Annotated in this window: 23 protein-coding genes; 12 read left to right on the forward strand and 11 right to left on the reverse strand. The window is 49.0% G+C overall.

The features are described 5' to 3' along the window. Positions 1-36: 36 nt before the first annotated feature. Entirely contained in the window at positions 37-483 is a 447-nt protein-coding gene (locus K7G97_RS08265) for a MarR family winged helix-turn-helix transcriptional regulator (protein ID WP_055968020.1), read from the reverse strand. 120 nt (positions 484-603) lie between these two features. Here K7G97_RS08265 and K7G97_RS08270 point away from each other — a divergent pair, with 120 nt between their 5' ends. The 3 genes from K7G97_RS08270 to K7G97_RS08280 all read left to right on the forward strand — a co-directional run bounded on the left by K7G97_RS08270 (position 604) and on the right by K7G97_RS08280 (position 2,337). Beyond that, positions 604-1,083: a GNAT family N-acetyltransferase gene (locus K7G97_RS08270; RefSeq protein WP_223041952.1), complete on the forward strand. Its 480-nt coding sequence runs from the start codon at positions 604-606 to the stop codon at positions 1,081-1,083. A 118-nt stretch (positions 1,084-1,201) separates the two neighbouring features. Beyond that, positions 1,202-1,855, forward strand: coding sequence for a flavodoxin family protein (locus K7G97_RS08275; RefSeq protein WP_316499934.1), 654 nt, complete (start codon positions 1,202-1,204; stop codon positions 1,853-1,855). Next, positions 1,852-2,337, forward strand: coding sequence for a YusW family protein (locus K7G97_RS08280; protein WP_262415823.1), 486 nt, complete (start codon positions 1,852-1,854; stop codon positions 2,335-2,337). Before K7G97_RS08275 ends, K7G97_RS08280 begins: the two co-directional genes overlap by 4 nt. A 40-nt stretch (positions 2,338-2,377) precedes the next feature. Here K7G97_RS08280 and K7G97_RS08285 read toward each other — a convergent pair whose 3' ends face one another. From K7G97_RS08285 to K7G97_RS08305, 5 genes are all read right to left on the reverse strand, one after another. Continuing rightward, positions 2,378-3,163 (reverse strand): endonuclease/exonuclease/phosphatase family protein, encoded by a 786-nt coding sequence (locus tag K7G97_RS08285; protein ID WP_223041953.1) that lies wholly within the window; start codon positions 3,161-3,163, stop codon positions 2,378-2,380. Beyond that, entirely contained in the window at positions 3,160-3,690 is a 531-nt protein-coding gene (locus K7G97_RS08290; protein ID WP_223041954.1) for a GNAT family N-acetyltransferase, read from the reverse strand. Before K7G97_RS08290 ends, K7G97_RS08285 begins: the two co-directional genes overlap by 4 nt. 279 nt (positions 3,691-3,969) lie before the next feature. Then, the gene (locus tag K7G97_RS08295; protein WP_223041955.1) at positions 3,970-4,431 is read right to left on the reverse strand and encodes a DUF2178 domain-containing protein; all 462 of its coding nucleotides are present in this window, start codon (positions 4,429-4,431) and stop codon (positions 3,970-3,972) included. Then, positions 4,428-4,637: a helix-turn-helix transcriptional regulator gene (locus tag K7G97_RS08300; RefSeq protein ID WP_223041956.1), complete on the reverse strand. Its 210-nt coding sequence runs from the start codon at positions 4,635-4,637 to the stop codon at positions 4,428-4,430. The genes K7G97_RS08295 and K7G97_RS08300 overlap by 4 nt, the downstream gene beginning before the upstream one ends. A 170-nt stretch (positions 4,638-4,807) precedes the next feature. Beyond that, entirely contained in the window at positions 4,808-5,089 is a 282-nt protein-coding gene (locus tag K7G97_RS08305) for a hypothetical protein (RefSeq protein ID WP_223041957.1), read from the reverse strand. Between the two features lie 212 nt (positions 5,090-5,301). On the opposite strand from K7G97_RS08305, the gene K7G97_RS08310 reads away from it, so the two are divergent. From K7G97_RS08310 to K7G97_RS08325, 4 genes are all read left to right on the forward strand, one after another. Then, positions 5,302-5,478, forward strand: a complete 177-nt coding sequence (locus K7G97_RS08310; RefSeq protein WP_169738094.1) for a hypothetical protein — start codon at positions 5,302-5,304, stop codon at positions 5,476-5,478. 80 nt (positions 5,479-5,558) lie between these two features. Then, positions 5,559-6,611, forward strand: a complete 1,053-nt coding sequence (locus K7G97_RS08315; protein WP_223041958.1) for a flavin monoamine oxidase family protein — start codon at positions 5,559-5,561, stop codon at positions 6,609-6,611. Then, positions 6,608-7,519, forward strand: coding sequence for a PhzF family phenazine biosynthesis protein (locus tag K7G97_RS08320; protein WP_223041959.1), 912 nt, complete (start codon positions 6,608-6,610; stop codon positions 7,517-7,519). Before K7G97_RS08315 ends, K7G97_RS08320 begins: the two co-directional genes overlap by 4 nt. Beyond that, positions 7,491-8,096, forward strand: coding sequence for an HAD-IA family hydrolase (locus K7G97_RS08325; protein ID WP_223041960.1), 606 nt, complete (start codon positions 7,491-7,493; stop codon positions 8,094-8,096). The genes K7G97_RS08320 and K7G97_RS08325 overlap by 29 nt, the downstream gene beginning before the upstream one ends. Positions 8,097-8,135: 39 nt before the next feature. On the opposite strand, the gene K7G97_RS08330 is transcribed toward K7G97_RS08325, so the two are convergent. The 3 genes from K7G97_RS08330 to K7G97_RS08340 form a co-directional block, all read right to left on the reverse strand. Continuing rightward, positions 8,136-9,317 (reverse strand): MFS transporter, encoded by a 1,182-nt coding sequence (locus K7G97_RS08330; protein ID WP_223041961.1) that lies wholly within the window; start codon positions 9,315-9,317, stop codon positions 8,136-8,138. A 17-nt stretch (positions 9,318-9,334) separates the two neighbouring features. Next, positions 9,335-9,928 (reverse strand): TetR/AcrR family transcriptional regulator, encoded by a 594-nt coding sequence (locus tag K7G97_RS08335; protein WP_023468277.1) that lies wholly within the window; start codon positions 9,926-9,928, stop codon positions 9,335-9,337. A 117-nt stretch (positions 9,929-10,045) separates the two neighbouring features. After that, positions 10,046-11,098 carry a YrzE family protein gene (locus K7G97_RS08340; protein ID WP_035397417.1) on the reverse strand — a complete coding sequence of 351 codons (1,053 nt, stop codon included), beginning with the start codon at positions 11,096-11,098 and terminating at the stop codon, positions 10,046-10,048. Between the two features lie 282 nt (positions 11,099-11,380). On the opposite strand from K7G97_RS08340, the gene K7G97_RS08345 reads away from it, so the two are divergent. Next, a complete protein-coding gene (locus K7G97_RS08345) occupies positions 11,381-12,682 on the forward strand; it encodes a hemolysin family protein (RefSeq protein ID WP_223041962.1) in 1,302 nt (433 codons plus the stop codon). A gap of 53 nt (positions 12,683-12,735) precedes the next feature. Here K7G97_RS08345 and K7G97_RS08350 read toward each other — a convergent pair whose 3' ends face one another. Continuing rightward, positions 12,736-14,994, reverse strand: a complete 2,259-nt coding sequence (locus tag K7G97_RS08350; protein WP_223040277.1) for a putative bifunctional diguanylate cyclase/phosphodiesterase — start codon at positions 14,992-14,994, stop codon at positions 12,736-12,738. Between the two features lie 250 nt (positions 14,995-15,244). Between K7G97_RS08350 and K7G97_RS08355 the strand changes: the two genes are divergently transcribed. Together K7G97_RS08355 and K7G97_RS08360 are read left to right on the forward strand one after the other, a co-directional pair. Beyond that, entirely contained in the window at positions 15,245-16,537 is a 1,293-nt protein-coding gene (locus K7G97_RS08355; protein ID WP_223040278.1) for a globin-coupled sensor protein, read from the forward strand. A 78-nt stretch (positions 16,538-16,615) separates the two neighbouring features. Further along, entirely contained in the window at positions 16,616-17,311 is a 696-nt protein-coding gene (locus K7G97_RS08360) for a hypothetical protein (RefSeq protein WP_223040279.1), read from the forward strand. 141 nt (positions 17,312-17,452) lie between these two features. Here K7G97_RS08360 and K7G97_RS08365 read toward each other — a convergent pair whose 3' ends face one another. Then, on the reverse strand, positions 17,453-18,082 hold the full coding sequence (locus K7G97_RS08365) for a Lipopolysaccharide core heptose (II) kinase (RefSeq protein ID WP_023468282.1): 630 nt from the start codon (positions 18,080-18,082) through the stop codon (positions 17,453-17,455). 145 nt (positions 18,083-18,227) lie between these two features. Between K7G97_RS08365 and K7G97_RS08370 the strand changes: the two genes are divergently transcribed. Beyond that, positions 18,228-19,706 (forward strand): carboxypeptidase M32, encoded by a 1,479-nt coding sequence (locus K7G97_RS08370; RefSeq protein WP_195865074.1) that lies wholly within the window; start codon positions 18,228-18,230, stop codon positions 19,704-19,706. Then, the gene (locus K7G97_RS08375) at positions 19,706-20,428 is read left to right on the forward strand and encodes a glycerophosphodiester phosphodiesterase (protein ID WP_251139631.1); all 723 of its coding nucleotides are present in this window, start codon (positions 19,706-19,708) and stop codon (positions 20,426-20,428) included. The genes K7G97_RS08370 and K7G97_RS08375 overlap by 1 nt, the downstream gene beginning before the upstream one ends. Positions 20,429-20,432: the final 4 nt, after the last annotated feature.

The following is a 20,432-nucleotide window of genomic DNA, read 5'->3' on the forward strand; positions in this document are numbered from 1 at the left end:
GAATAAAACCTCCTTTTTATTTGTAAGTTGCAAGTATTAGAGACATGGTTTACAGCAGACGTCACTCTCGCCCATCTTCGTATTCAGCAAGTCGATTGCCTGGAGGACATGTGCTTTTTCGAAGGAAGTCATTGATGAGAAGATGGAATCAAGATACGTGTTCATCTCTTCGTCAATGGCTTGAGCAACACGTAACCCTTTCTCGGACAGGCGAAGTAGGTGAATTCGCCGATCGTTGATCGCGGGACGCTTTACGAGTAGGTCCCGCTTAATCAATGTTTGCACTTGTCGGCTGAACGTAGTGATATCAAGAGCGAGTTGGTCCGCAATTTCTTGCATTGCGGAGTCAGGATGTTTGGCAACCTGATACAGCAGATGACTTTGAACGAGAGAAATTTCTTCTTCTAGGACGGCACAACAATTCTTATTCAATAATCCGAAGCGCCGGGTGAACGTTTGAAATAATTCACGCGTTTCATTCATGTATAGCTCTCCTTTCGTTATTTTGCTTATGAATCAGTTATACGATATAAAGTTGCAAATTGCAAATAATAAATATATGATTTTCTCATATTCAATTGTAAATCAGGGAGGGGGAATTCGATGCTTGTTCGTTCGATGGAAGAGAAAGATCGTAGCACTGTGATAGCTATCTATCGTCAAGGAGTAGAAGAAGGAAACGCGACGTTCGAAACGATGATTCATGAGCAAGAGTGGTGGACAACGCTGATGCAATCTGAACGATTCGTTCTAGAGCAAGGTGGAAAAGTGATTGGCTGGGCTAAACTGGGATGTGTTTCTGAACGTCATGTCTACCGTGGCGTTCGAGAAGTCAGTATATATCTAGAGCGTTCCGCTCGAGGACTCGGTGGTGGACGATTCTTAATGGAGGCATTGATCACCTATGCGGACGCCAACGGGATATGGACGCTTCAATCACACATGTTCCCAGAAAACATCGCAAGCAGACGGCTGCATGAGCGACTTGGGTTCGAGCTAGTCGGTCGACGACGTGCCATCGCACAGCATCATGGTGTCTGGCGAGACACGTTGTTGTTGGAGCGACGAAATGACCTCCGGTAATGTAGTGATGTTTCCGCGTTTGATTGTTCAATTCAATTTTTCTACCATGACCTACCTTCGCTGAAGCGAGGGTTTTTTAGTTTATCCGTCGATGGAAGAAGGAAAGTACTAAAGACGAATGATGCTACTTAAAATGACGGAGGAGGATGGACGGATGTTGCACGCTTTATTTTTAAACTGCACCTTAAAAGCATCACGTGAACCATCGAATACGGAGGCACTGATCCGTGACGTGATCGCATATTGGAAACAGGAGGACGTCACTTCAGAAATTGTCCGCATCGTCGATCACCAAGTCGCGTTCGGCGTCACGGAAGACGAAGGCAACGGGGATGAATGGCCCGTGATTTTCGAAAAGGTGAAACGAGCGGATATCGTCGTCATCGGAACACCGCTCTGGCTGGGGGAAAAAAGTAGTGTTGCGACGCAAGTCATTGAACGATTATACGGAGGAAGCGGCTTGACGAACGATCTCGGACAAGCGATCTACTACAACAAGGTCGGTGGCGTCATCGTCACGGGGAATGAAGATGGAGCTAAACATGCGTCCGCTTCCATCTTGTACGGTCTGTCGCATATCGGCTTTACGATTCCGCCGAACGTCGATGCTTACTGGGTCGGTGAAGCGGGACCAGGACCATCGTACATCGAAGCAGGACGGAACAACGACTTTACGAAGCGACACGCACAGTTTTTAGCTGCCAACCTATACCATTTTGCGAAGATGTTAAAGGAACATCCGATTCCAGCAGAAGGGAATGTGATGGAATGAAAAAACAACGTTTAACAGGGTACGGTGTCGCGACATTGTTCGCGATGAGTTTAATGCTTGCAGGTTGCGGAAATGACGAAACGTCGACGGACAAGGTCGAAGAAGGATCAACGAATTCGAACACAACCGACGATACGATGCAAGACAAGGATACGGTAACGAAAAATGCCGACACGGATTATGGCTTCAACAGTTTGTCGATTGAAGCGGACGTTGAAGGGGATAACGATGCCATTGATATCAGCTATGATCGGGATAATGACGGAACGGAAGCGGAATATCGCTATAAAGGGGGGCAAAAGCAAGGAGACGACGCGATGGCGGAACTCGACGCAAAGTTCAAGAACTTAAAGATTGATGCGGATACATCTGAAAAAGAGGTCATCAGTGAGGTTGAGCGTGTGTTTGCGATTCAAGATGCTTCCCGCTTAGAGGTTGAAATCGAATTCTCAGACGGAACCGAAAAAGAATATAAAAAATAAGCAACAGGTCTGCGCCCGTAAGGGGTGTAGACCTGTTGTCTTAGTGTAGCGTCACATGAGCGAGGACACCGTAATGATCGCTCGGTACAAGGTGATGCGGCAGTCTATGATTTCCGATCAGCTGGACGTTCTGTAAGGTCACCTGTGAAAGCGAACGCTGACAGAGTAACCAATCATATCGAACGGGGCTTGTGATGCCGTCGTTCTTCCTTGCGTACGGATTCGTCACAGAATCAAGCGTTGCGGCGGCAATTTGTCCTGTACGAGCGGCAAAACTACCGGCGAGATCGACCCATTCCTTAAGCGCGGCGTGATGCAGAGCGGAGTGTGGACCATCATTAAAGTCACCGCCTAAGAACTCGATCGTCGTGTCATCCGTCTGCGAGGCAATCCATTCGTTGACGAATCGAAGTTGATCGAGTCGAATGTCTGAAGCACGCCAGTTGAAATGAATGTTCGTCACGGCAAAACGAACACCCTCAATCGAAAACGGGATCCGAATCGCACAGTGGTGGTTGATGTTTGCTGTCGCAGCGGCACTCGAATCGGTTCGTTCAAACGGTAATTTCGTCAGAATGGCAAGTCCTTCGTCCGGTGAATCCATGTAAGGATCCATCATCATATACGGATAACCGGTCGCCTCTGCGAGGTGCTCAGCGATCGAGACGAATGGTTCATCCGGATGAAACGTCGACATGACTTCTTGCAGGAGGAGAATATCCGGTTGGTGTTGCTTGATCTCCGCGCATAACGCCTCGAACCGTTCTTGTCGTTTGTGCGGGTGATGCCAGATGTTATATGTCGCAATCGATAACGAAAGACTCATAGCTGTAAGCCCATCAGAACCGTATCGTAAAAGCAACCGTCCGATAGTAACCGGTCATGACGCAGTCGTCCTTCTTCTTGAAATCCATGTCGCTGATAGAGACGAATGGCGCCGAGGTTCGTCTCGACGACCTCGAGCTGAATTTTTTGCAGGGATTGCGCTTTTGCCCAAGCAATCATTCGTTCCAGCAGTTGGGTACCGATTCCTTGCCCCCAGTCGGATTGAAGTACACCGAGTCCAAATGATGCCTTGTGCGCGAAACGTTTTAAATGAAAACCACGACATCGGGCGTAGGCGATGAGTCGTCCATCGCGCTCGACGACGAGGATACGATCCGGAACCGAGGAAGCGCGTAACTGATCTGCGAAATCCGTCGCGGTCATCACGTCCTCACCAGGCATTCGGTCGAAGTATTCCGTTTCCGCATCGAGTGTTTGGCGGAGTTCAGCGAGGGCTTCAGCGTCACTGAGTCGAGCCGGTCGAATCTGGTACCGTTGTGTATCGAACGAGTGGTGCATCGTCTGCATATGTAATCCTCCGATCTAAATGGAATATGCTATCATTATGGCAGGAATGGTATCATTTGTAAATTTAAGGAGAGAAGAAATGAAATCAATTAGGGTCAGAACAATACGAAGGAATAACTCAAAAAAGAATGATTCGTCTTTTTGCATTTTTTCTATCGGAGATTCGTGTGACGCGCCATTTTTTACAAAGATAAGGGTGACAGATGATTATTCTGCCACCCTTATCTTTGTAGAGAATAATTTATGAATCACCCTCCATGATGTGTTCAACAAATGTTGTTAACGCCGGACGTGCACGATCCAAGCCGACATGTACGTCAGTGTTCCGATCGATAAGACAAGAGCAATCGCAAAAAACGGAAACGCTGGATACAGTTGAAGTAACGGTTGCTCGAACAAAAAGGCAATCATCAGGACGGGAAGACTGATCATAAAAGCAACGTACGCTGCTCGAGTCGCTTTACCGGTGATCAGTGCCTCACGTTCGTCGGAGTCGGAAAATTCTGCTGTTGCGAACGAACGCGATCGGTCTTCTCGTAAGAAATAGCTGACGATCGAGAGGACAATCGCAATCACTAGCACTGGAAGGACACCCATTACATCTAATTTCAGCGACAATCCCGTACCGGATACAGGATCATCTTGAAATAACTGCAGATTAGCATGAATGACACTAATGAGATAAGCAGCTAAAAAGTAGAGACAACAATTAAGTAAAGATTGAGTGACGACACGTTTCATCGGGATTCCTCCTCTAATTGAAATAGTTCTTCGATCGGGCAATCAAAGACGCGGGCAATCTGCATCGCGAGTAAGAGCGACGGCGTATAGCTCCCTTTTTCAAGCGAGATGACGGTCTGGCGAGTCACACCGATTCGTTCCGCGAACTGCTCTTGTGTCCACTTGTGCTGTTGACGATAGAGGCGGACATGGTTCGTCAGTTTCATCTGACGACCTCCTTTCCAGTTGTTTACATTGTAAAGTCAGTTTTACATTTTGTAAAGTAGACTTTACGTCATGTATGTAAAAAATGGAGCTGACTCAAAAGTCAACTCCAGTCATGTGATGATCATCTAAGTCATTCCAGAGGATCAGTCCTTCGAAGCCTAAGTGAATATTAAAATACGTAAGGTGTCAAAATGACAGCCGTGAGACAAGCGAACGTCGTCCATCCCTGATGATGATGTAAGGATAAGAAAAGCGTGACCAGCCCAGTGATCGTCATACCGGATAAAATCCATCCTAGCCCAAACTCCGTGCTATTCGAAGCAATCGGGATGCTTAATAAGTAAGCTGTCGCGTGTGGAAAGAAACCGATGGTATCTAACAGGATACCGCCAAAGACACCAGTTAGCAGCAAGCCGATCGACAGACGAAATAGTGCGTTGCGTTTAATCATATGCATACTCCTATTCTGTTTGGTTGACGCAAGAAATCCTACTTTGCGCCTATTCAATATGTTTCTACAAAAAGCGATGAATTCCTTTCTGTTATCTATCCCTGAACTTTATCAAAAATCCTCGCTTCTGCACATCAATCGGAATATTCAGATAATTATCGGGTATTCTGTTGAAAACGCCATCGCCGATTCAGTGGAAAGGAGAAGAGAAGATGATGCCTGAACTGATACCGGATGACCGGGAGCTCGAACGAAGGATTCGGATCGTCCATCTATTGCGAAAACTGGGGAAGACGGACGAAGCGATTGCCCGATCCTTGTATGTTTCGATTGAATGGGTTCAATCGATTTATGAAGAAGACGACTGGCAGCAAATGCAATCATCCTAAGGCAAGGACGTCTCGTCCTTGTTTTTTCGCGTGTTCCGGTATACTAAAACAAGCATCTTAAATCGAGAGGATGAAGTGAAATGAACGTTGCCATCATTGGAGCAGGAATCAGTGGTTTGTATCTCGCGACGCGTATGCAGGAGCTTGGACACGACGTGACGATCTATGAAGCACGCGACCGAATCGGCGGGAGAATTGAGACGGTCGATTTCAACTTAGCAGGACAAGCATATGCGTTTGACCTTGGACCGACTTGGTTTTGGCCGGACAGCGAACCACTGATGGTTGATTTGATCCATCGATTCGATTTACCGACACTGGAACAATATACGACGGGTGCGCTTCGACTTGAACGGGCTAACGGCATCGAGGCGCATGTGGTTGCGAATCAACCGACGGCGCTTCGCCTTCGTGACGGAATCCGCTCCGTTGCTACGGCACTTGCTGCACGACTCACACCGGGAACGATTCGACTCAAGTCTCCCGTCAGTCAGATTGATGTCACGAACCGGAGGGTCATCAGTTCAGGAAGGAAGAGTCAACCGTTCGATGAGATCGTTCTCGCACTCCCACCACGTTTAGCGGCAAGACTATCGTATGTGCCAGCTTTACCTGAAGCAGTCCTGGATGAACTCGAAGCATTACCGACCTGGATGGCGCAGCAAGCGAAATGTCTGATTTTTTACGAGAATCCGTTTTGGCGTGATTCGGGCTTGTCCGGTCAGGCAATCAGCTGGACTGGGATGGTGCAAGAGATTCATGACGCTTCCCCACAAGACGGACCGGGAGCGTTGTTCGGTTTTTTCCGGACGCCGGCACGTGAACGACGGTTATTGACCGAGGCGGAAATCAAGGAAACGGTACTCGCGCAGCTGGTTCGTCTGTTCGGTGAACAAGCGCGTCAGTCGATTGGTTGGGCATATAAAGACTGGTCGACGGATAGTTGGACAGCAACACGAGCCGATGCAGCACCGCTCGTGGATTTCCCGGCATATCATGCCGTTAATATCGGAGTGGAGCATGCAGCGATTTCACTGATTGGGACAGAGACCGATCCAAGTTATGGTGGACACTTAGAAGGCGCCTTACGATCCGTTGAACGCTATTTAGAAAAGAGAGGAGCAGAAAAATGATCGAGACGCTACATTATGATGTGTTCACAACGACGCCAGGTAGCGGTAATCCAGCTGGGGTCGTCTTAGACGCCGATCAATTGACTGAGGCGGAAATGCAACGAATCGCTCGTACGAATGGCTTTACCGAGACGACGTTCGTCCTGTCATCCGAGCAAGCGGACTACCGCATGCGCTACTTTGCACCGGAACGGGAAATGGACTTATGCGGACATGGCACGATCGCTGCATTGACGGCACTTGATTCAAAAATCAGTTTATCTACGGCATGTCAGATCGAGACAAAGTCAGGCATCTTGCCAGTGATGCGTTTAGCGAACGGCATGTTACGCTTGCAACAGGGACAACCACGATTACATCAGTTTGACGGTGACATAAAGCACGTTCTAGCCGCGATTGGTCTTGAATTGACACATCTCGATGACCGATGGCCAATCGTATACGGCAGTACTGGGAACTGGACACTGCTCCTCCCGATTCGTCGACTTGAGGACTTCCACCGGATGATACCGGATAACCAAAGCTTTGCCACCGTGTTGACCGATCTCCCACAAGCCTCGATTCATCCGATTTGTTTCGATACATATGACCGACAAGCGACGATCCACGGACGTCACTTCTCGGCAACAGGAGCAGGGAGCATCGAAGATCCGGTTACGGGAACAGCGAGTGGTGTGATGGGTGTCTATTATCGAAAATTCATCCAGCCACTTGAAACGGAAACAGCGATCATCGTCGAACAAGGACACGAGATGGGACGACCCGGACAGGTCGGAATCCGTATTTCTGGCGAAGGTCTTGATCACAGCCAATGGAAAGTCGAGATGGACGGGCAAGCCGTCTTTGTCGACGTCAAGAGAGTGGGAGAGGAAGAGGCAGATGTTGAAACATTTCATTTGGGATTTTGACGGCACCTTGTTTGATACGTATCCGGTGTTAGTCGATGTGTTCGTGGAATTACTCGAGCGAGAGGGGCGAACGGTCGAACGTGAGCAAGTAGCAGAGTTGATGGCGATTTCAGCAAAAACGGCGTATGAGACGTTTGATGTGTCTGAAGCATTCATTCTGAACTACAAGCAACAAAAGATGATGATCGAACAAGAACGATCTGAACCGTTTCCCGGAATTTGTGAACTGCTAGAGGCGTTATCGACGAGAGGTGCGACGCATCATATCGTCACCCATCGCGGAACATCGATTCATGCGTTGCTTGCAAAACACGGGTTGACCCATCATTTTCAAGACGTGTTGACGGCACCGGATGGATTCGCCCGGAAGCCAGATCCGGAAGCTGTCACGTATTTAGTCAATCGGCATCAGATGGCACGAGACGAGACGGTCATGATTGGAGACCGGGAACTCGATGTCTTAGCCGGACATCGTGGCGGTATCAAGACGTGTTTGATAAGCGAACATACGAGTCAGACCGTTGCGACGTATACCGTAACGTCGCCTGGTCGATTAAAGGAATTGTTACTGACATAACGACAGCCCCGCTTCCAGTGATGGAAACGGGGCTGTTTTTTAAGAAGACATTCGATCTGCTTCGGTGGCTTCAGCGCGTGGTGCACGCCAGAAATACGTCAGTAAAATGCCGACTGCGAGCATGACTGTCGCGAAATAGAACGGATAGTTCAAATTGACGTCAAAGAGTAGTCCACCAACGATCGGTCCGAGGATGTTGCCGATGCTCGTAAACATCGAGTTCATTCCGCCGACGAATCCCTGTTCATCTCCGGCAATTTTCGAAAGATAAGTCGTGACAGCGGGGCGCATCAAGTCAAAACCGACGAAGACGACCATCGTCACGAGAATGATCGAGAGATAGTTCGTCACGAACGTCATCAAGACGACGAGCAGTGTCGAACCGATCAAACTGTACCGGATTAAACGAATCTCACCGAACCAGCGTGTCAAACGATCGAACAGTCCCACTTGGACGATGACGCCGACGATCGCACCGAGAGAAATTGCGAGCGCAATGTCCTTCGCTGTGAAGCCGAACTTCCGGTCGACGAACAAGGCGAATAACGACTCGAACGAGGCGAGACCGAACGACGAAATCAACAGGACAAGAAAAGCGATGAAATAGAGCGGACTGAAAACTTTCCGGAAACCGGTCTGCTGTTTGACCGTCGTTGTCTCGTAGTGACGTTTCGGTTCTTTAAGCGTAAAGACGGATAACACCATCGCTGTTAAACCGAACGCAGCAGCAAAGAAGAACGGCGTCCGCGAGCCGAGGTCAGCGAGAAATCCACCAATCCCCGGTCCGATGATGAAACCGGTCGAGATGGCAGCAGACATATACCCGAGCGCTTTCGGACGAGTCTCGTTCGTCGTGATGTCAGCGATGAATGCCGTGACGGCTGGCATGATGAAAGCCGCACTGACACCACCGAGAATCCTTGACGCGAACAGGACTTCGACGCTTTGACCGAGACCGAATAAGAGCTCGGACATGCTGAAGATGAACAAACCGATGATGATCATCGGTTTACGACCGTACTTGTCAACGGCGCGTCCCGCGAGTGGTGAAAGAATCAGTTGCGCAAAGGCGAAGGCGGAAACCATGTAACCGACTGTCGCCCCGGAGATGTTCAACTCGTTCATGATCGTCGGTGTGACGGGAATGACGAGTCCGATACCTAAAAAGGCGATGAATAAGTTGAGCAGGAGTGTACTTAAAATCAATGTATTGTTTTGCATAGTTCACCTCAATAGAATTAAATCGTTTTTGACATACCGCGCCAGACGATCGGCCAGACAGCTTGCTGTCGAGCGTGAAACGCGTCGACACCGTTGTAGACGAGTTCCGTCAGCGTACCTTCCGCAACCGTCAGATAGGCGAGAGCGGCACTTTTGTAATCCGTCGAATAGAGAATCTGTTCCGTTCGGTCTCGTTCGCGTAGTAATCGCGTCAATAGATCGTGCAGTGAATCAAAAAACGGATTGAAACGGTCCGTCATTTCTTGTTCGAGCTTCTCCGGTGGAAAATAGGCAGCCCGAAGGATGAATCGCATCAGGATATCGTCTTGCTGTTCCGAAATGAACCAATCGAAGAAGCCGTGCAGCGATTGCTCGAGCGGCTGCTGCCGCGTACTCGTGAAATACGTCGCAAAGCGGCGCTTTTGTTCTTGCAAGGCATACGTCGTCGCTTGCAGGAACAAGTCGTCCTTCCCTTTATAATGCGCATAGATCGATGGCTTTTTAATACCGACCTCTGTCGCGATCTCTTGCAGTGATGCCCCTTCATAGCCATGCGCGGCAAAATGATGGATGCTCGTCTGTAACAATTGTTGAGCTTTCAGATGAATCACCTTCCTAACGGTCGTTAGGTAACACTGTAACAGTAAATTTCAAATAGAGTCAATCAGATTGTCTTACCGCACAAAAAAACTGACTCCGCGAAGGCGGAATCAGTTAAGGAAGAATCATTATTTATTCATGACACGACCGCGTGTTGCGACGCGTGAGCCGACGATTCCTGCGAATGACGTAAAGATGAGTGTCAGAAGCAGTCCGACGAACGCCCAGATCGAAACTTTTGACGCTGTTTGTGTCGCTTGTTCCGTTTGCTCGCGGACATCTTGGACCGTTTTCTTGAGGTCAGCCGATGTCTCATCAAGCGTTTGTTTGGCGTTTTCGATTTGTTGCGTCGTTTCTTTTGTTGCCGTGTTGAGACCATCGACGATATTTTGTGTCGCTTCTTCCGCTTCAGCACCTGTCAAATCGGTGTTTTTTGCGACTGCATCAGCGATTTTATCTTCATCGACCGATTTCTCGATTTTTTCAGCTCGTGCTGTCAACGAATCACCAAGATCCTGGACGATCGTATCGAAATTTTCTGGTTTCGTGATTGCTTCCTTACCAGCAGCCGTGACGTCTTCTTGTACAGCGTCAAGTTCGTTCTGCAAGTAACCTGGCTGCAATTCTTTGATGTCCGTGTCTTTTAAGATTTCGTCGACGTTTCCTTCAAGTTCTTTCGTATCAACTTGAGACACGTTTTTCGTAATCGAATCGAATCCTTTCGTCGCAGCGTCTTGTGCTGTTGAAGCAACGGATCCGATACCGTTACCAGCCGCACCACCGACTGTCCCGAGTAGTGAGCCGACCGATTGTAACGTATTGACCGTCGTGAACGTCAAGAGAGCGAACAAGAGGATGACGCTCGTCGACCATGTCAAGAAACCGTGGACGAGACCGGCACGTGCCGACGTCACACCGGAGACGAATCCGGCAACGAACAGCGAGATGAGCAATGAAAGGATTGCCCAAATGATCAAGCCCGTTCCAACACCATCGAATGGGTTATTCGACGTGACGTCCGTGACGCCGAGTCCGATCGCTGAACCGATTAAACTAAATAAGATCAATAAAGATAGAAATGATACCACACCTGCAAAAATCGAGCTCCATGAGATGTTACGACCTGCTCCGTCCGCTTCCGCTCGGAAATGCGACGAAAAGCCTCTGTTTGTCTTTTCCATAATAAGCACTACCTCTCCCCAAATTGGTCTTTCAAGTTCGAGATGTTCATGAATGTAAAAGCTTCATCTCAAGTTTCTTACGCGCATAGCTCTTATATAGCCGGTAACTAAATAAGAGAAACCTAGTATTACAGGTACATGATTAATGGTCGTCTGAACTTCAACGAAGTGATATTGGTTGCGTTTGAAGAAAAAGCATCGTACACTCTTATCAAGTGTCACGTTATACTGTACAGTTTAAAATTAAAAGGAGGTGATCCCCCGCTTTTAGGGGGATACAAGTTGGACATCGTCTTAACACTGAATTTGTTGTTGCTCGTCGTATTGATTGGTTTGACCGCGTTTTTCGTCGGTTCGGAATTTGCTGTCGTCAAAGTCCGGATGTCACGTCTCGACCAGATGGTGCAAGAAGGAAAAAAGGGAGCAGTACTTGCGAAGAAGGTCGCAGGAGATCTCGATTATTACTTGTCGGCCTGTCAGCTCGGTATCACGATCACTGCACTTGGTCTGGGTGCACTCGGGAAACCGACGGTCGAGAAATTGTTGACACCGGTCTTTGATGAACTCGGTGTCGCGGTTGCGCTGTCAACGATTCTCTCATACAGTATCGCTTTCATTTTCGTGACGTTTCTCCACGTCGTCATCGGAGAGCTCGCACCGAAGACGCTCGCGATCCAGTATGCGGAACGGATGACGTTACTGCTAGCTCCTTCACTCTATGTATTCGGTAAGATCATGTATCCGTTCATCTGGATCATGAATGGTTCGGCCCGTGTCCTCTTGCGGACGTTCGGTGTGAAACCAGCCGGTCACGAACAAGCCCATTCGGAAGAAGAGTTGAAGATCATCATGGCACAAAGTTTTCAAAGTGGTGAGATCAATCAATCGGAACTCGCTTTGATGCAAAACGTCTTTGCGTTTGATGAGCGTGTTACGCGCGACATCATGGTGCCACGGATGAACATGATGGTCATTTCGGACGAGATGAGTTGGGAAAATCTATTACAGACGATGTCTGACAATCCGTATACGCGTTACCCGGTCAGTGAAGGAACGGATAAGGACCGGATTAGTGGTTATATCAACGTCAAGGAAGTGCTCGCCCATCACGCGGTACAAGACGAACGAGAACTTGCATCGTTCCTTAAACCGTTGCCGGTCGTCTCGGAATTGACACCGCTGCAAGAAACACTCTTGAAGATGAAGCAGACACGGTCACACATCGCTCTCGTCATCGACGAGTATGGTGGGACGTCCGGTTTGATCACGATGGAGGATATTTTGGAGGAAATCGTCGGTGACATCCGCGATGAATTCGATGAAGCGGAGCAAGCCGAAATCGAACAGTTGCCGGACGGCTCGTACCGCTTAGCGGGTACTGTCCTATTAGTTGAAATTGAAGAACGATTTGGTCTTCGGTTCACTGAAGCAGAGGCGGTCGACACGATTGGTGGGTATATTCAATCACGGACGGCTGCTTTTCAAGAGGGAACGATCGTCACAGATGAGGCGTTTACGCTTGAGATCTTGCGTTCTGCTCAATATCAGATTCAGGATGTCAAGTTGACCTTGCCGTCAAGCTAACAGAAAGACCCGTTTTGCTTAGTAGTTCAATCTACTAAGCAGACGGGTCTTCTTTATTGAGCGGAGGGGAGATTGGATTCGGTTGACGGTAACTGTTCCTTCAAATACAGAGAAAAAGCTTCTTCCGATAAAGGACGCGCATAGTAATACCCCTGACCGATGTGACAGCCGACGGATTTAAGATACGAGTGCTGCGCCTCGTTTTCGACACCTTCTGCGATCATCGTCAGACCAATCGTTTGTCCCATTGCGATGATATGTGGGAGTAAAGCAGCTCCACCAGTTGTTTCCGGACAATCGTCGACGAATGATTTATCAATCTTCAGCGCATGAACTGGCAGTTGATGCAGGATGGATAAAGAAGAGAAACCGGTTCCGAAGTCATCGATGGCACAGTGAATTCCCTGATCGCGCAACGAATGTAACATCTTGCTGCTATCTGTGACGTCTTGTAAGACGCTCTCGGTAATTTCGAGTTCCAGATAAGCTGGAGATAAGTTCGTCTCAGACAAGGTCTCTTCAATCATGTTTAGGAAATGTTGATCCTTGAACTGGGGAACGGAGATGTTGACGGCGACGATTAGCGGATAGCCTTGCTCATGCCAGTCAAATGTCCTGCGGCATGCCGTCTTTAGAATCCAGCGTCCAAGAGCGATGATGTGACCGCTCTCTTCAGCGATCGAGATGAATTCGACGGGAGAAATCAAACCAAAGACTGGATGATGCCAGCGAACGAGTGCTTCCATACCGATCGGACGGTTTGTCATCAAATCGACTTTTGGCTGATAGACCAGTTGGAATTGATCGTTCTCGATCGCTGCCGGCAGATCCATTTCTAGCTGGATCTTCCGATTGAACCATTGGTGGAGTCGTTCATCATACCGGACGCAGTGCATCGGTCCTTGTTGTTTCGCTTGAAGAAGTGCCGTATCAAGACAAGGAAGAATGTTCTGGTGCAAGGAAGTGTCTTCGACGAGACAACTACCAGCATGGACGGTGACTTGAATCGAATAACCGCGAATTCGGAACGGGCGCTCGAATTGGTGTATTATAGACTGTTCCAGAGCGGTCAACGAATCGTTTGTCGCGTATGGAAGGATGAGCGCGAACTCGTCCCCACCGACCCGGTAGATCTCCAGGTCATCGTGGCGCAGGAGGCGAAGTCGATTCGCCGTCTCAATCAAGACATGGTCACCCGTCGCATGCCCCATCGTATCATTGACGATCGTCAAACGATGTAAATCCAGCGAGACGGCCGCAAAAGAACGCGGTAAGTCGTTCGTAAGCCGTTCGATGAAGTGTTGCCGATTCGCGAGCTGTGTCAGCGAATCGTGGTAAGCGATGAATGAGACTTCGTTTAGCAAGCGGTTGTTGCTCCGTAACGTAAAGATTTGCCGACCGAGAACAAGAAAGAACAAGAGCAGCCAACCGCTCGATAGAATATTGAGGTACCAGTCATAAGTCGATAAGACGAACCCTGTCAGTAAACCGATGCTGACATAAGGCAAGATGAAATCGCGTTCCGTTACCGTTCGCTGAGAACGAAAGAGCCGTTCTTGTTGCGGATGCTGTCTTCCTTCTAAATGACCACTCCACCCGATGGACAGAAGCGCAATGATCCAGAAAACATCGACGAGATGTTCAAGAAACGGACTATTGTTAAACGTAAAGACGGTAAGTATGACATCGCCGCACACTTGGAACAAAAAACCAACGACGAGAAAACGGTGATGCGGTTTTCCTTGATTATGACGAATATGGTAATACAAAATCGTACTGAAAAAGAGGAGTAACACATCAGCAATGAGAAATCCGAAGGTGGAGATCGTTCGCTCGAGCGAGGGATTCAGGATCTCAAAATAGGGTTGCAATAAATAATAGTCGCTCATGACGAAAGCCGTCGTCATGAACACGACCAAATTGAAGATGTAGTTCTTATTCGTGAAGTTCAATCCGATGCTACGCATCTTCGTGATTAGCGCTAAAACATAGCTGAAATAAGACGAACACCAAAGAATGGTCGAAACAATCGGTGCATCGACCCGTCCGTCTGTCAATTGGAGGAACAGCCATAGACCACTCCCAAGAACGTGTAATAAAAGACCCGCGAACAAAAAACTTAAAAAACGGAGGTGTGGATTGCGCTGTTCAATGCGTGCGCGAATCATCCAATAGGCGGCAATCAGACCCGCCATCATATGAAAGATGTTGATTCCGATCAGGTGTGCCCACTCTTCAGCAGGTCCAAAACGAATCCAACCATAGAAAACGAGGAATACAGGAAAGACGATGAAAGAGAAGTAACGCCACATGAGTTGAACGGACCTCCTTAAGTTAAAAAGCGAGAAGTGTTATATAGGTATCGGTCAAATTTTCCATTTTTTGAAGGGTGCTTATCTAGAAGGCCTGAAGAAATTAAGGAGTGTCGCACATTAAAAATATCAATCATGACGGGATGTTCCACATGAAATTGTTGGATTTTCGATTGATAGCCATTCAAATGTCATTTATAGATGACGATAAAGAGAATGAAGTCCATCTATGAATGAGGGAGAGAAGCATATGAAATGGTTCGCGAAATCAGCATCACCGTCCTTCGATGCGCGCATCGAAGGCGAACGCGCTCATGTCGTGTTGAATGTTCCGACATCCTTACATGAACAATTACGTTTAATCGGTCTAGAAGCAGTCGATTTACAAATTGTCCGGGTCATCCGCGAAGATGTATCCCGTTGGATGCCGAGCATGGTCGACGCGTTCTACGAGGAGCTGGTTCGTGTTCCATCTCTCCGACATTTGATTGAACAGCATTCGACGCTCGAACGATTGAAAGGCACTCTCGCTCGGCACATCCTACAAATGTTCGATGGTCAGGTGACGATGGACTACATCGAAGCCCGGCGTCGGATTGCTGAACGGCATGTTCAAATCGGGTTGCATAATAAATGGTATATCGCTGCCTTCCAGAAAGTCTGGAACGTCCTCAGTGAACAGATTGATAGCAGTGACTGGCCGGAAGTCGAACGTGTCCGGATCATGCGGGCAGCGGGGAAACTCTTCAACCTCGAACAACAGATCGTCATGACGATGTATGAGGATCAAGTCGATGAGGAGCGTCAAGCGATCGCGACAGCCAAACGGCACGTCGGAGATGGCGTTCAAAAATCAACGGAAGAACTTGCCGCGATGAGTGAGGAGTCGTCAGCGAACTTCCAAGAAATCGAACGGCACGCGAAACACGTCTCGACGACGACAGACGCGATTTCGATTCAGTTGACAGAAGCGGTCGGTGAAGCAGAAGCCGGTGTTGTGCTTGTCGAAGAGGAGACACGACGCTTCCAGGAGGTTGTCGCAGATTTATCACGAACGACCGAACAAGTCGCTGAACTGTCTCGTCTGTCGCAGGAAATCGAGCGAATCGCCGGGATGGTGACGACGATTTCTGATCAGACGAACCTTCTTAGTTTGAACGCCTCGATCGAAGCGGCACGTGCCGGGGAGATGGGGCGCGGGTTTACCGTCGTTGCGCAAGAAATTCGGAAACTCGCTGAAGAGAGTAAACAGTCGGCAGCCGAGACGTCGCGGATCGCCCAAGAAATCACGCAAAAGATGCTCGTCGTCTCAGAGCGGATGGGAACGACGGAGACGGCGGTTGTCCGAACGACGACGGAGATGCAACAAGTCGTCCGTGCCTTCTCACGGATTTCGGAACAGACGGATGCGGTCTCGCGGCAAATTCATGAACTATCGACCGATACGAAGGATGTCGCCGGAACGATCGAAGGCATGCGTAAGATTGCAGAAGCGATTGCTGAGACGGCGGATGACTTACAAGAAGTCGCAGCAACCCTATAAGTTATTCCTCCTTTCTACGGGAAAGGAGGAATTTTTTGTCGCTTTATGGAAAAATGAAAGTGGAGGTGTGAATGGTTTATGGTTCAGAGTCTACTACTGATTGTTTTATGTTTTTTCGCATTGATTGGATATTATTTGATGACAGGTGAACTCGCTCCACGTGAGTTGTACGGATTACTCGGTGTAGCAGGCGTCGCTTTCGTGATTGGTGGAGTCGAATGGTGGCAAATCCGGCGTGATTTACGCTATCGCGGACTAGATGAAGGAGTGTCCGTTCGCTTAGCGGACCGGGCGAGCCGAAAGACGAATACGGTCTTTCTCGCGCATGAACGATGGCTAACGTTCTCACGACGTTACGCCACATGGTGGCAGGCAATCCTTGCGCGCTTCGAAAAGTTCGAATCATTTTTTCTCGACGTGACGTTCGAAGGAGACGGGGAACAATTACAAATTAAAGAGACGAAGACGGAGTGGCTCCGTAATACGACACATTTTGTGATTCGCAAAGACGGACGCGATATCGGAACGATTCGCACCGATGCGGCACTGCGTCAACAACTGCAGCTGCAAGAGGTCTTACTCGTCTCGTATGCCGATCAGGAGTATCAGATTCGGTCCTCGACGCTTACGCGAAAAATCGGCGTTTATCAAAACGGCGATTGCATCGCAACAGGGTCACGGCATGGGGCGCAACTCGTCTTTGACTGTGACACGAATGAACGTCTCTTAGCCGTCGCCAGTATGATCGTTTTTCGACTTGTTTATTCGAAGTGATTTTATTTCACTGACCGTATAAATAATTTTATTGTTTACAAACCAAAAATCACTAAGACAGGTCATTTGCCTATTAGATTCTATGGCTACATACAAAAAGCGCGCTGATTCTCTTTTGTAGAGATCCAGCGCGTCTTTTCGTTAACCGGTCTTTCGGATCGATTCGAATAATCGTCCCTTATAGACGTCGGCAATCGTATTAAGGAACGTCTCGCTCAACTTTTTCGGGAAGAACGGTTTTGCATATACATAATGATACGCCTTCTTCAAATCATCCCATTGTGTACACGGTTCCGTTTGACGGAACCGAGCGACGTCGATGATCCGTGTTCCGTTAGCGGTCAAAAGAATATTGCGTAAATGGATGTCTGACGGGTTCAGACCGACGGATCGTGCTTGTGCTAAAGCCGTATCGACTGTCGTTAAGACGGATTCCGGGATGAACGTCCCGCTGACGAGACATTCGAATAACGTTTGACCTTCAATGTATTCGAGCACGATATAATCGGCACCATATTCATAGACTTGCGCGTACGTCGGAAAATCAGTCAGCTGTGCGTAGATGCTCCCTTCGAGATCTGCAAGCGTTCGAAACGACGGGTAAAATTTCTTGATGACGCGATCCGTGCCGCGGATGCGAAAGACGAACGCACTTCGTCCTGTCCCGATTAAGTCAAGTTCACTTGGAAGATGCTCGATCGTACAAACGAAGCCTGTTTCTTTCAATTGGATCAATTGCGCTAACTCAGCGTCAGTTTTCAATGGTGTCACTTCCTTTCCTCCTTCATTTCTTATACCCATTATACGCTCATCTGACAGGAAAAGTTTCAAAAATCGCTTGTGTGTGAAAGTTTTGAACATTATGTGATATGCTAAAAATGCTACACTGTTACATACTTTAAGGGGGTTTTTAATCATGTCAACGACACAACAATGGCGCGACCATTTCGATGGTCTTCGCGCATACGAAGAAGCCGTCGCATTACTTTACTGGGATATGCGGACATACATGCCGGATCAAGGCGCAGCTAACCGTTCCGCGTCGATCGGATTCCTCTCGACGGAGAGCTTCCGTCGTCGGACGGGCGAAACATATCAACAATTACTAGCAGCAATGGAGCAAGAGACGCTGACGGGCATCGAAGCGATCTCGTTCGCAAAAGCAAAAGAAGCATTCGATCGCGACTCGAAGATTCCAGAAGCCGAGTATCAAACGTTCATCACGTTGATCTCTGAAGCAGAGAGCGTCTGGGAAAAAGCGAAGGACGCAAACGATTGGTCGATGTTCGAACCATACCTCGAGAAAATCGTCGCGATGGAGCGCCAGTTCGTCGAGTACTGGGGCTATGACGCGCATCCATATGACGCACTACTCCATGATTATGAACCGGGGATGACGGTCGCGACACTTGATCCGTTGTTCGCAGAACTCCGCCAAGCGATCATCGGTCTGCTCGGTCAACTCGAAGGAAAAGACTTCCCGACGCTTGATTGGTCAGCGGACCGCGAGACACAGATCGCCTTGAACCAAGAATGGCTCCGCGATATCGGGTATGACTTCACGTCTGGTCGTTTAGATGAGACGGTCCATCCGTTCCAGACGACGATCAACCGGAAGGACGCACGCATCACGACGAAATACGATGAGAACGACTACCGAAACTCTGTCTTCGGCACGATGCATGAAGCCGGACACGCGACGTATGAGCAAGGCATCGAACCGGAACTCGATTCACTCGGTCTCGGTGACGGCGCTTCGATGGGGATTCACGAATCACAATCGTTGTTCTTTGAGAACTTCATCGGACGTAACCAAGGTTTCCTCGAAGCACGCTATCATGGCTTACAACAAGCGATCCCATCACTGGCTGACGTTCCGTTCGAACGATTCTATGCCGCGGTCAATGAAGTCAAACCGTCACTGATTCGGATCGAAGCCGATGAATTGACGTATGCGCTTCATATCATCATCCGCTATGAGCTCGAAAAACGCTTGATGACGAAAGAGCTCGAAGTCAAGGATCTCCCGCAAGAATGGAACCGTCTCTATAAAGAGTATCTCGGTGTGGATGTGCCGAGTGACGCAAAAGGCGTCTTACAGGACGTCCATTGGTCAGGTGGCTCGTTCGGTTACTTCCCAAGTTACGCGCTCGGTCTCGTCTATGCGGCACAGCTAAACGAAGCGCTTCGTCGTGACGTCGACAACGTCGATGGTCTGATCGCAGCGGGAACACTTGCCCCAATCAAAGGCTGGCTGAAAGAAAATATCCACCGTCACGGGAAATCGAAGACACCGGCTGAACTGATCGAAGCAGCAACGGGGCAATCGATCTCGGTTGCACCACTCGTCAACTACTTGACGAAGAAATACACGCGTGTCGTCGAGGCACTCTGATGTTGTGGTTCGCACACCGCGGTGTCAGTGACCGTTTTCCGGAGAATACGCTTGAAGCCATCGCTGCTGCGATCGAAGACGACGTCGATGGGGTCGAATTCGATGTCCATTTCTCAAAGGACGGCGTCGGTGTCATCATTCACGATGAGACCGTCAACCGGACGACGAACGGGAAGGGGCGCGTCATCGACATGACGGTTGCCGAATTGCAGGCGCTGGATGCTGGAGCACGATTCAAAGGGGAACCGATCAAGACGAAGATTCCGACGCTTGACGAAGTCCTCGCAATCCTCGCACCAGCGACGCTCCGGCTCAACATCGAGCTGAAGACGGATACGATTCGCTATGACGGGATTGAGGCGTATGTCCTGGAACGTTGCGCTGCACACGGCATCGCGACTGACCGGCTGTTATTCAGTTCGTTCAACCATTATTCGGTTGCCTTGATCCGGAAGCTCGACCCAAGCGTCGAGACGGCGATTCTCTATCCGTATCCGATCTATCATCCGGAAGAACAAGCCCTCCGAATTGGGGCGACCGGTATCCATCCCGATTATCGACGGGTGACGGAAGCGGACGTCGCGTTCGCTCACGCGCAAGATGTCACGGTCCGGGTTTACACTCCGAAGACAGTCGAGGATGTCCGGCAGATGCAGCGGATCGGCGTCGACGCCGTCATCGTTAATGATCCAAAAGGGATGCGCGATACACTCGAAGGATGAGGAG

It is taken from the genome of Exiguobacterium acetylicum (assembly GCF_019890935.1).
Lineage (GTDB): Bacteria > Bacillota > Bacilli > Exiguobacteriales > Exiguobacteriaceae > Exiguobacterium_A > Exiguobacterium_A abrahamii.